The organism is Nesterenkonia sp. K-15-9-6, from assembly GCF_052656005.1.
Genome location: NZ_JBQYEY010000044.1, coordinates 1 through 10,542 on the forward strand (window position 1 = coordinate 1; position 10,542 = coordinate 10,542).

11 protein-coding genes and 1 pseudogene are annotated in these 10,542 nt (G+C 68.3%); 7 read left to right on the plus strand and 5 right to left on the minus strand.

Annotation, left to right across the window (positions count from 1 at the left end; translation table 11 throughout):
* Both SD455_RS16295 and SD455_RS16300 read left to right on the plus strand, forming a co-directional pair.
* A pseudogene (locus SD455_RS16295) lies at nucleotides 1-1,212 on the plus strand (hypothetical protein); the annotation flags it as partial.
* Between the two features lie 202 nt (nucleotides 1,213-1,414).
* Nucleotides 1,415-2,821 (plus strand): copper amine oxidase, encoded by a 1,407-nt coding sequence (locus SD455_RS16300; RefSeq protein ID WP_070161158.1) that lies wholly within the window; start codon nucleotides 1,415-1,417, stop codon nucleotides 2,819-2,821.
* 6 nt (nucleotides 2,822-2,827) lie between these two features.
* On the opposite strand, the gene SD455_RS16305 is transcribed toward SD455_RS16300, so the two are convergent.
* The 3 genes from SD455_RS16305 to SD455_RS16315 form a co-directional block, all read right to left on the minus strand.
* Nucleotides 2,828-3,673, minus strand: coding sequence for a PhzF family phenazine biosynthesis protein (locus tag SD455_RS16305; RefSeq protein WP_445508722.1), 846 nt, complete (start codon nucleotides 3,671-3,673; stop codon nucleotides 2,828-2,830).
* A 272-nt stretch (nucleotides 3,674-3,945) separates the two neighbouring features.
* Nucleotides 3,946-4,812, minus strand: a complete 867-nt coding sequence (locus SD455_RS16310) for a rhomboid family intramembrane serine protease (RefSeq protein WP_070161154.1) — start codon at nucleotides 4,810-4,812, stop codon at nucleotides 3,946-3,948.
* A 9-nt stretch (nucleotides 4,813-4,821) separates the two neighbouring features.
* The gene (locus SD455_RS16315; protein ID WP_070161152.1) at nucleotides 4,822-5,355 is read right to left on the minus strand and encodes a peptidylprolyl isomerase; all 534 of its coding nucleotides are present in this window, start codon (nucleotides 5,353-5,355) and stop codon (nucleotides 4,822-4,824) included.
* Between the two features lie 148 nt (nucleotides 5,356-5,503).
* On the opposite strand from SD455_RS16315, the gene SD455_RS16320 reads away from it, so the two are divergent.
* Complete coding sequence (locus SD455_RS16320) at nucleotides 5,504-6,394, plus strand: hypothetical protein (RefSeq protein WP_085437834.1); 891 nt, start codon at nucleotides 5,504-5,506, stop codon at nucleotides 6,392-6,394.
* Between the two features lie 91 nt (nucleotides 6,395-6,485).
* Here the strand turns inward: SD455_RS16320 and SD455_RS16325 are convergent, their stop codons facing one another.
* Nucleotides 6,486-6,806 carry a cell division protein CrgA gene (locus SD455_RS16325; RefSeq protein WP_070161149.1) on the minus strand — a complete coding sequence of 107 codons (321 nt, stop codon included), beginning with the start codon at nucleotides 6,804-6,806 and terminating at the stop codon, nucleotides 6,486-6,488.
* 184 nt (nucleotides 6,807-6,990) lie between these two features.
* Between SD455_RS16325 and SD455_RS16330 the strand changes: the two genes are divergently transcribed.
* The 3 genes from SD455_RS16330 to SD455_RS16340 are packed head-to-tail and all read left to right on the plus strand — an operon-like array spanning nucleotide 6,991 to nucleotide 8,733.
* The gene (locus SD455_RS16330) at nucleotides 6,991-7,896 is read left to right on the plus strand and encodes a class E sortase (protein ID WP_070161147.1); all 906 of its coding nucleotides are present in this window, start codon (nucleotides 6,991-6,993) and stop codon (nucleotides 7,894-7,896) included.
* Nucleotide 7,897: 1 nt separating this feature from the next.
* On the plus strand, nucleotides 7,898-8,059 hold the full coding sequence (locus SD455_RS16335) for a hypothetical protein (protein WP_170922706.1): 162 nt from the start codon (nucleotides 7,898-7,900) through the stop codon (nucleotides 8,057-8,059).
* An 11-nt stretch (nucleotides 8,060-8,070) separates the two neighbouring features.
* Nucleotides 8,071-8,733: an anthranilate synthase component II gene (locus tag SD455_RS16340; RefSeq protein WP_445508723.1), complete on the plus strand. Its 663-nt coding sequence runs from the start codon at nucleotides 8,071-8,073 to the stop codon at nucleotides 8,731-8,733.
* Here the strand turns inward: SD455_RS16340 and SD455_RS16345 are convergent.
* Nucleotides 8,685-9,869 (minus strand): FtsK/SpoIIIE domain-containing protein, encoded by a 1,185-nt coding sequence (locus tag SD455_RS16345; RefSeq protein ID WP_445508724.1) that lies wholly within the window; start codon nucleotides 9,867-9,869, stop codon nucleotides 8,685-8,687. The two genes, SD455_RS16340 and SD455_RS16345, sit on opposite strands and share 49 nt — an antisense overlap.
* Between SD455_RS16345 and SD455_RS16350 the strand changes: the two genes are divergently transcribed.
* A complete protein-coding gene (locus SD455_RS16350; RefSeq protein WP_445508725.1) occupies nucleotides 9,861-10,247 on the plus strand; it encodes a hypothetical protein in 387 nt (128 codons plus the stop codon). The two genes, SD455_RS16345 and SD455_RS16350, sit on opposite strands and share 9 nt — an antisense overlap.
* The last annotated feature ends 295 nt before the right edge of the window (nucleotides 10,248-10,542 follow it).

Genomic DNA, 10,542 nt, shown 5'->3' on the forward strand with positions numbered 1-10,542 from the left:
GAGCCTGGTGAGCTGACGGTCACCGCCACTGATGACGAGGACCCGGATGTCACCGCATCCGACACCGTCACCGTCACCGACGAGGACGGCGTCGTCGTCGACCCGACCATCGCAGCCGACCCGACTGTGGTGGCCATCGGCGAGGACCTCACCGTCACCGGTGAAGGCTACGTCCCCGGTTCCACCGTGGTCGTCGACTTCTCGGACGTGGACGGCAACGTCTACGACTCCGTGGAGGGCGTCAGCGTGGGCCAGGACGGCACCTTCACCATCACCTGGACCGTGACGAGCAACGTCGCCTCCGGCGCGCTGTTCATCTTCGGCACCGACGAGGACGACCCGAGCATCTGGGACGCCACTGCCGTGGCCGTCACGGATGCCGAGGGAGACTCCGAGGACCCGACGGTTTCGGTCGACCCGCAGGCCGTGAACCCGGGCGAGGACATCACCGTCAGCGGTGAGGGCTTCACTCCGGGCACCACGGTCACGGTGGAGATCACCGACGTCGACGGCAACGTCATCGGCACCATCGATGGTGTCGAGGTCGGCGAGGACGGAACCTTCACCATCATCTGGACGGTCCCGGCGGACACCGTGCCGTGCATCAAGGTGGTCACCGTCACCGACGACAACGACCCGGACATCAGCGCCACGAGCGTGTTCAAGGTCAACGACGTCGCTGACATGATCGTCCTGAGCATCGAGATCGAGCACCCTGTGCTCACTCACGGTGACACGCAGATCGGCTACGCCCACGGCTACGAGCCCGGCACCGAGGTGGAGGGCTTCATGAACTCCACCCCGACCCTGGAGCTCGGCACCGAGGTCGCCGATGAGGACGGCACCGTCACCTTCGTCTGGGACATCCCCGAGGAGGCTGAGCTGGGTACCCACACCTTCTCGGTCACCGCGGAGGACTACCCGGAGCAGTCCATCACCTTCCAGGTGGTGGAGGATGCCGCGGCCGGCAACGGTGAGACCGGGACCGACGACGGCGCTGAGGACGGCGCCGGCGACGGCACGGGCACCGGCACTGCCGACCCGGCTGGTGACGACGGGAAGAAGACCGGACCGGGTGGCAAGCCCGGCTCGGATCTGGCCCGCACCGGTGTTGACGGCGGCATGCTGGCGGCTCTCGCCGCACTCGCCCTGCTGCTGGGCACCGCAGCTGTGGTCTTCGCGAAGCGGAACCACCGCTCCTCGGCTGAGTGATCAGCTGAGACCCTGACGCGGATGGCTGCATCGTCCCTACCCGGGACGGTGCAGCCATCCGCTCATGTGTGCCCAGAGCACGGTGGCGGGCACACTAGGAGCAGATCTTCTGTCCCCGTGTCGAAATCGAGAGGTCGATCCCGAGCCCATGTCTCTCCCTCTTCCCCGTCTCTCTCGCACCCCCCGAGCCATGCTGACCGGTATGGCAGGTGTCCTCGGTGTCGCGCTCCTCCTCACGGGCTGCGCGAACACGGGGGAGGAGGAGATCGCCCCCACCGCGCAGGCCGGTGCCGATGTCGCCGGGGAGCCCGACACCTCCCACCTGGATTGTGCGGAGGGTGCTCTCCCTCTGGGGCAGATCATGTCCTCCGGCTCGGCGTGGTCCATGTGCTTCTCCGTCGACCCCAAACGGGGCATGGTGCTCAGCGACGTCCACTTCGCCCCGGCCGACAGGGACCCCGTCCGGCTCATCCAGGAGATGACCCTGGCGCAGATGGAGGTCCCCTACGACGACGGCGAACGGCTCACCTCGGACATCACCGAAGCCGGCTTCGGCGGGATGCGGATGCACACGCTCACCGAGGACGAATGCACCGGGGAACGTCTGGGCCTGGAGATCCCCAACATCGGGGACGGGGAGCACGGCAGCACGCCCGAACGGGAGGTGCTGTGCTCTGAGACCCAGGACTCCGGGCTCGCGTACCGGTCCCATGCCGACGGCCAGCTCACCGTCGCCCGCGGCGACGAATGGCGACTCTCGACGATCTCCAAAGTGGGCTGGTACGAGTACATCAGTGAGTACACCTTCGGTTCCGACGGCTCCATCCGTCCGGCGCTGGGCGCCACCGGAGATCTCTCTCCGGTCGACTACACCGATGAGGAGCATGGGTGGCCCATCGGCGACGGCGACGCCGACTACGCGGCCAGCCATTCCCACAATGTGGTCTGGAGGATCCACTGGGGACTCGGAGAAGACGAGGACATGGTGGTCGAACAGTACGACGCCGAGCCCACCGGAGAGATGGGCTCCCAGTCACCCATCGTGGAGGGCTCCCTGACCCGCATCGATGAGCCTTCCCTCCACGAGGGGGACGACCGCCGCTGGTGGCGGGTGATGGCGCCGGACCTCCTCAACGCCAACGATCACCCCGTGTCCTACGAGATCAATCTGGGAGTCTCCGACAGCTTCACCTTCGTGCATGACGAACACCATCACGGGGAGGACGTGGGCTATGACGTCGCCTTCACCAACCACGACGAGTGTCAGGTCTTCGCCACCCGGAACCGGGGCGGCTGCGGGCGATCGGTCCAGGACTACGTCGAGGACGACTCCGGGACCCTCGACGATGTCGTCTCCTGGGTGGCGGTCGGCTACCACCACGTCCCGCGGGACGAGGACCAGTCCCCGATGGAGCTGCACTGGCAGAGCTTCACGATGGGGCCGCGCGACTTCACCTCCACCCGTGCCGACGTCCCGGAGGAGCGCGAGGGGATCGACGGGGTGCCCGAGGACAGTGAGTTCACCCGGGGCCTCGATGAAGACGAGGACGGACGTGACATCGACCTTGATGACCTCGACGATGACCTCGACCTCGAGGAGCAGGACTGAACCGGCTCAGACCTCCACTGTGCCGCGGATGGAGACTTCAGCCTGACCGCCGATCCACAGGTCTCCGGCGTCGTCGCCTGTGACGTGGACTCGTCCCCGCCGCCCCAGCACCGTGCCCTGGGCCGCCACATAGGGCGCGCTGATCCGTTCCGTCTCCGTCAGCCACTGCGCGATCGAGGCGTTGAGGCTTCCGGTGACGGGGTCCTCCGGCAGTGCCAGACCCTCGGAGAAGAAGCCTCGGACCTCCACGTCGGCCTCGCCCCCGGGTCCCCAGGGACCCACGACACCGACCTTGAGGTCCTCCAGCCCGCCCCGTGCGAGGACCGGGCGGAGACTGAGCACGGTCGATGCGCTGTCCAGCAGCACCGCGATCCACCCAGGTCCGTTGTCCGCCCAAGCCGCGTCCACCATCTGGGCACGCTCGACGCCCAGCACGGCCCGGACCTGCTCGAGCAGTCCCGGCTCCACCGGACCGGTGCGCAGCCGCGGCGGAGCGGCGAACGCGAGCCGATCACCGTCAGGGCGCACCCGGATCAGGCCCGCAGCACACTCCTGGAAGATCACGTCGGACCTCTGGGGCGTCCCGCCCATGTCCAGCCAGGCCCGCGCGGTCCCCAGTGTGGGGTGCCCGGCGAAGGGCAGCTCGGTGTCCAGGCTGAAGATCCGCACACGATAGTCCGCCTCCTCGGTGGTGGGCGGCAGAAGGAACGTGCATTCGGAGAGGTTCGTCCAGGCGGAGATGGCCCGCATGGTCTGCTCGTCCAGGTCCTCCGCGGCGGCGACCACCGCCAACGGGTTCCCCGTGAAGGGGCCGGTGCTGAACACATCGATCTGACGGAAGTCTCGGGTCATGGACTCACCCTATCCCCGGTGGAAGGCCCCCGAACCGAACCCGTGCACAGGTCCTGCACAGGTATCTCCACAGAATCCTCCACAATCCACAGGCTGCTGGGGAAAACTCCCTGAACTGGGGAAACACAGTCATGTAACTTCTCCACACTGTGGATAACGGCTGTGGAGAACCCCCATGCGGGGTGATGGAGGTGAGGGTGTGGAGAGAACACTGCACAGGCTGTGCACCATGGGCCACGCCTCTGACCAGGGGGAATGAGAGGAGAGCCCCGTCACGCCGGGGTGACCAGCGGGATGCCGACGGCGGTGAGCGCGACCAGCACGCCGGCGACGCCGGCCAGGCCGAGTCCCTGCCACAGGCTGCGACGGGGTCCGCGGGGCACACGGGCGATGACCACGGCGCAGATGACGCCCGTGAGGAGACCGCCCAGGTGGCCCTGCCAGGAGATGTTGGGCACGACGAAGCTGATGACCGCATTGATGCCGATGAGGACCAGCAGACCGCCGGTCTGGGCGCCGGAGGAGCGCAGCAGGATGAACATGGCGCCGAAGAGTCCGAAGACGGCGCCCGAGGCACCGACGGTGGGTGTGGTGGCCGGGGTCAGGAACAGCACCGCCACAGAGCCGCCGAGGGCGGAGAGCAGCAGCAGCAGCCCGTAGCGCCAGGCGCCCACTGCCGGCTCGATGACCCGCCCGAACATCCACAGGGCCACCATGTTGAAGAGGATGTGCATCGCCGAGGAGGGTGAATGCAGCAGGGCGGAGGTCAGCATCCGCCACGGTTCGAAGACCCAGCTGGAGGTGTGCAGCGGGGCGTACCACAGCGCCTGGGTCAGCACGCTGCCGGTCAGCCACTGCAGCAGGTACATCACCACACATACGCCGATCACCCCGTAGGTCACCAGCGGGGCCCGGTCGGGGCGCGCGACGGCGCCGAAGCGGGTCCGCGGTGAAGGCCGGGCCGCACGAGCCTGCGCGACGCAGTCGGTGCAGTGGAACCCGACCGGTGCCTGGTGGAGGCACTGGGGGCAGGCCGGACGATCGCAGCGCTGGCAGCGCAGATGCGTGGGCTGGTCCGGGTGGCGCGGGCACACCGGGGCGGGTCGGGCCGCCCCGGTGTGCGAGTGCTCAGCTGACACGGGCGGAGGTCAGACCTTCTCGATCGCGATGGTCTCGACGACGACGTCCTGCTTCGGACGGTCACGCATGTCGGTGGCGACCTTGTTCAGCTCGTCCACGACCTTCTGGGAGTCCTCGTCCGCCACCTCGCCGAAGATGGTGTGCTTGCCCTGTAGCCAGGTGGTGGGCACCGAGGTGATGAAGAACTGGGAGCCGTTGGTGCCGGGGCCGGCGTTGGCCATGGCCAGCTTGTAGGGGGAGGTGAAGTCCAGCTCCGGGTGGATCTCGTCCTCGAACTGGTAGCCGGGGCCTCCCACGCCGAGACCGAGCGGGTCTCCTCCCTGGATCATGAAGTCTGCGATGATGCGGTGGAAGACGGTGCCGTCATACAGCGGAGTGCCGACCTTCTCCTCACCGGTCTCCGGGTGCTTCCACGTGATCTCACCGGTGGCGAGCCCCACGAAGTTCTCCACGGTCTTCGGGGCGTGGTGGCCGTAGAGGTCCACACGGATCTCACCGGCGTTGGTGCGGATGGTTGCCTTATGCGTTGCGATAGCGCTCATGGGCGCCATTGTCTCACCCGAGGCTGACAGGCCGCCCGCCGGCGACGTCGTGCGACGTCCGCCGACGCATCGGCTCACGTCATAGCAGGACAGGGGCTGAAGGTCGTAAGCTGAGGGCAGCACACCGATCCTGATTCGGAGGACATGCATGTTCGGTAAGAAGAAGAAACCGAGCCACACCTGGGAGCACAAGGTGCTCGCCGGCGTCGAGACGGCACGCGACTGGTCTGCCCCGAAGCTGGGCGCCGCCGCGGACTGGGCCGAGACCACGTACCGGAAGAACGCTCCGAAGGTTCAGGATGCCTCGGCGCGCGCTCTCCGGTCGGTGGAGGCCAACGCCGCAGTGGCCGCAGATCGGGCCCGGGGGCTCGCCTCGAAGGCCTCGGTGGGTCTCGAGTCCCAGTACGACAAGCTTCCCCCGCAGGCGAAGGCCGAGGTGGACAAGGTCTACGCCAAGTACTCGGATGCCAAGCGTCAGCTCTCCGAGGACTACGTCCCGGCGGCCTCGGCCAAGCTGGGCGGCTATGCGGACCGTACGGCGAAGCTGATCCACAAGGCGGAGGTGGACCCGCGCGTCGAGAAGGCGCTGGTGAAGGCCACCGGAGACAAGAAGGTCGTCAAGAAGCTGCGGAAGACCTCCGAGAAGTACGCCAAGCAGACGGCCAAGGCGCTGAAGAAGCAGCAGAAGTCGAAGAGCCGCCGCAAGGGCCTGCTGGTCTTCGGGCTCGTCGCCGCCGGTGTCACCGCCGGCGTGGCCGCGTGGCGTGCCTCGCAGCCGGTGGAGGACCCGTGGAAGAAGCCGGAGCCGATCTCCGGCGGCACCCCGGCGTCCTCGTCGAAGCCGGCCGCTCAGGCGGAGACGAACGCCGACGCGACGCCGCAGGCCTCCTCCTCGGCTGCCCCTTCGGCCAAGCCGTCAGCGGCCGATGCCTCGACGTCCGGAGCCAAGCCGGCCCAGCCGGCGGAGAGCGTCACCAAGGACGGCGAGAAGGGCGCTTCGGCGTCCGGCGGCGTGCCGCAGCCGAAGCCGGCCACCTGAGCCGCTCGCTGAGAAAGTCAGACAGAGGAGGGCCCTCCGATCCTACGATCGGAGGGCCCTCCTCTGTCAGCGGGCTCCGCTGCGTGGGCTGTCAGCGCCAGCGCATCGTCATCAGGAACCCGACCATGGCGATGCCGAAGCCGATGATGACGTTCCAACCCCCAGCGGCGGCGATGGGCGCCAGACCCTGGCTGATGTACCAGACGATGAGCCACAGCAGCCCCAGGATCATCAGTCCGATCATGGTGGCCCGGTACCACAGGGGAAGGGTCTCGTCCTTCAGGTCCTCGAGGTCCTCGGCGAAGGGATCCGAGTCGTCCAGCGGGGAGCTGGACGCGACGGCGTCGGCGGGGCCGCCGCGGTTCTTCCTGCTGCGCTTGCCGCTCTTCTTGCGGTTCTTCGACTCTGGCACGGTGAGATGATCCTTCCGGGGGCGCGCTCGTCGCGTGGAGCCGCGACACCCTGGTCGACTTCGGTATCCTGACTCTGTCCCCCACCGGTGTGGGGGTCATGTGGTCTGCGCGTCATTCTATCGGGTCTGCGGGCTCCACGACGGGCCCGGCCCTTCCCGCTCGACAGGAGAGGACAGCACGTCCATGCCGACTCACCCTCTGCCGCCGTCCCGGCCGCGTCATGCACGCCGGTCCGCGGCCGCGGCTCCGGTGCGCCGATCCGTCGGCTCACGGATCCTCGGGGGTGTGGGGGAACTGTTCATCACCCTCGGCGTGCTCGGGATCCTCTTCCTGGTCTGGGAGCTGTGGTGGACAGGCCTGGAGGCGGATCGGGAGCGCAACGAGGCCACCCAGGAGCTGTTCTCCAACATCGAGGCGCTGGAGAACCCGGGCGACAGCAACGGCGACGCCAACGGTGACGGGAACGGCAACGGCGGTGACGGCGAAGAGTCCCGCGGCGGGGTCGAGCTGGAGGACCTGGTCGTCCCGGGCCCCGACCACACAGCGAACTTCGCTGACCAGGGGGGCGTCATGGCGATGGTCTATGCGCCGCGGCTCGGCGCCGACTGGGCCGCGCCGGTGGTGCCCGGGGTGGGGCCGGAGTCGCTGAACCGGGCTGGCCTGGGACATTACTCCTCCACGCAGCTGCCCGGTGAGCCCGGAAACTTCGCGCTGGCGGGCCACCGTCAGACCTACGGCAACATCCTGTGGAACCAGGACAAGTTCGCCGTCGGAGACCTCATCTACGTCCAGTCTCCGGACGGCTGGTACATCTACTCCGTCACCGAGACCTACATCGTCCAGCCGAACCAGTCCGATGTGCTGGCCCCGGTGCCCGGAGACCTCGAGGCGGAGGCGGAGGGCTCGACGCTCACTCTGACCACCTGCCACCCGCCGTACACGACCCTGGAGCGGATGATCACCCACGCCGAACTGGTGGACTACGCACCGCTGTCCGACGGGCCGCCGTCTGCGGTGGCCGACACTGTGGAACGGCAGATGCAGGCCGATGGTCCCTTCGGCGATCTGAGCTCACAGGAGGCACGCTGAGATGTACGCATGGATCTTCCGGCATCTTCCCGGCCCGCTGTGGCTGAAGATCATCCAGACGCTGGTGCTGTTGGCCGCCGTCGTGCTGTTGCTGATGGAAGTGGTGTTCCCCTGGGTGGATCAGTACAGCCCGCTCAACGACTCGACCATCCAGGACGGCTAGCATGGTGCGCGATGACTGAGAACTCCGAGGCTGCGGCCGCCTTCCGCGCCAAGATCCTGGTGGTCGACAACTACGACAGCTTCGTCTACACGCTGGTCGGCTATCTGCGGGAGCTGGAGGCGCAGACCACCGTGATCCGCAACGACGACCTCACCGAGGCTGAGGCGATCGCCCTCGCCGGGGACCACGACGGCGTGCTGATCTCGCCGGGGCCGGGCGCCCCGCACGAGGCCGGCGTCTCCATCGCCCTCACCCGCTGGTGCGCCGAGGCGAGCACACCGCTGCTGGGGGTGTGCCTGGGCCACCAGGGTCTGGGTGAGGCTTTCGGCGGCACCGTCACCCATGCCGAGCAGCTCATGCACGGCAAGACCAGCGAGGTCACCCACACCGGGCATGAGTCCTTCGCCGGGCTGCCGGAGACCTTCGTGGCGACCCGCTACCACTCGCTGGTGGTCGCCCCGGACTCCGTGCCGGAGGTCCTGGAGGTCACCGCCACCACCGACGACGGCGTCATCATGGGCCTGGCCCACCGGACGGCGCCCCTGTGGGGCATGCAGTACCACCCGGAGTCGGTGCTCACCGAAGGCGGCTACCGGATGCTGGGCAACTGGTTGGAGTCACTGGGTCAGCAGGGCGCCGCGGAGAAGGCCGCCCGGCTCAACCCGATCCGCTGAACGGCGGAGCCGGAGAGCCTCACCGGTAGGTGGAGATGATCGCCGCGGCGATCTCCATATAGGCCTGGCGAGTCTCCTCCTGGAGCATGTACAGATTGATCCGGTCCCCGTCGACGACGGCGCGGTCTGACGCCGTTGACCAGCGTCCCCTCGGACCGGTCCCTGTCCATGATGAACGTGGCCCCGCCGGCCTCGCGCATGGCGCCGGTGAAGGGCTCGAACAGTCCCCGGGAGGCGCCGCGGACTTTGCGGGACACGAAGGCGTGCAGGCCGATCTCCGCACCCATGGGCAGGAACTCGGCGAACTCCCGCATCGGGGAGCTTCCGCCGGCGGTCAGCACGTCATAGTCGTCGACGATCAGCACGATCCGGGGGCCCTGGAAGGTCTCCGGCGCGGGGGCCAGAGGGTCCTGCGGCACTCGGGTGCGCAGCTCCTGCACCACGGAGGACGTCAGCCCCTGGGCCAGCGCGGCCGAGGGGGCGTACCCGCCCAGGTGACTGTCCGGGATCACCCCCCGCAGTCCCTTGCGCGGGTCGTAGACGGCGAAGACGATCTCGTCCTCGGTGTGCTGCTCGACGAGAGTCAGCATGATGTGCCGCAGGGCGGAGGTCTTGCCGGCCTGTTCGTCGCCGAGGATCAGCAGGTGGCGATCCTGGCCGGTGAGATCCAGCATCGTGGCGCTGAGATCGCGCTCGAGCAGGCCGAACGGCACCACCCCTTGGCGGGCGGGGGCCGGCACGTCCTCCGGCCGCAGCAGCGAGGGGAGCAGGCGCACCCGCCGCGGGGTGCGCTCGGGCGAGACCTCGGTGAGACGTTCGACGGCGTCCCGGACTCCGGCGTTGAGCGTGGCGGCGTCTGCCTGCCCGTCCAGCCGCGGCAGGGCGATCTGGCCCAGCAGCTGGTCGTGGTTCAGTCCCCGCCCCGGGCGGTCTTCCGGGACCTTCGCGGCCGTCTTGCGCCCATGGGAGGACTCCGCCGGTTCGGAGAGCCGCAGCTCCAGGCGGGTCCCGAAGAATCCCTGCTGGGCGATGCGCACCTCGTTCCACCGGGTGCCGGTGGCCACCACGTGGACCCCGTATCCCCCGCCCCGGATCACTACTGGGTGGAGGTGCTGCCGACGGACGAAGTGAGCCACCGAATCCTCGAATGGACCGGGGCGGCGCCGTCCTGGAACCTGCACGCGCTTCCTGTGCTGGTGCCCACCAGCACCTTCACTGACCGAGCGGAGGGTGGCACGGCGCCGGTGCCGGAAGAGGCCAACCCCGCCATGCGGAGGCTGTGGGAGCAGCCCTGGTGGCACTGGACGGTGCGGATGGCCTCCCAGGGCTGGCATGCAGAGCCCGTGGAGTATGTCTGCGTCGGGGCAGCCGGCCCCTATGCGGTCATGCCGTTGGGGCACGAGGGGCAGGCCCCCGAGTATCAGGTGCTCTCCCGGACCCCCGCCCATCTGGTGCTCTGGCAGCTGGAGGACCGTCTCCAGGCCGTGACCCACCAGCGTGACACCATCATCTGACCGGCCCGAGGAGAGAGGACTGATGCAGGATATGGGTATGCGGCGGTCGGCCCAGAGTGCTGTGCGCGTTCCTTCGACGGGCCGTGGCCGGTGGTTGTCTGTCGGGGTGCTGGTCACCGGCCTGCTCTTGGCTAGCTGCGGCGGGCCTGGTGAGGAGCCGGGCGGTGAGGGCAACGAAGGGCATGGAGGTGCTGAGGAACCGATGAGCGGCCAAAACGGGCTCATCGCAGATGAAGGTGTAGCAGGGGTCTGAATCCTCCGGTGTCCAGCAGCGCTCGGGTGATGTAGTTGGCCA

Bases quoted from the DNA above. Each gene is read 5' to 3' on its own strand.
- SD455_RS16300 (WP_070161158.1), top strand. From the start codon at position 1,415: ATGGCAGGTGTCCTCGGTGTCGCGCTCCTCCTCACGGGCTGCGCGAAC.
- SD455_RS16305 (WP_445508722.1), bottom strand. From the start codon at position 3,673: ATGACCCGAGACTTCCGTCAGATCGATGTGTTCAGCACCGGCCCCTTC.
- SD455_RS16315 (WP_070161152.1), bottom strand. From the start codon at position 5,355: ATGAGCGCTATCGCAACGCATAAGGCAACCATCCGCACCAACGCCGGT.
- SD455_RS16320 (WP_085437834.1), top strand. From the start codon at position 5,504: ATGTTCGGTAAGAAGAAGAAACCGAGCCACACCTGGGAGCACAAGGTG.
- SD455_RS16330 (WP_070161147.1), top strand. From the start codon at position 6,991: ATGCCGACTCACCCTCTGCCGCCGTCCCGGCCGCGTCATGCACGCCGG.
- SD455_RS16335 (WP_170922706.1), top strand. From the start codon at position 7,898: ATGTACGCATGGATCTTCCGGCATCTTCCCGGCCCGCTGTGGCTGAAG.
- SD455_RS16340 (WP_445508723.1), top strand. From the start codon at position 8,071: ATGACTGAGAACTCCGAGGCTGCGGCCGCCTTCCGCGCCAAGATCCTG.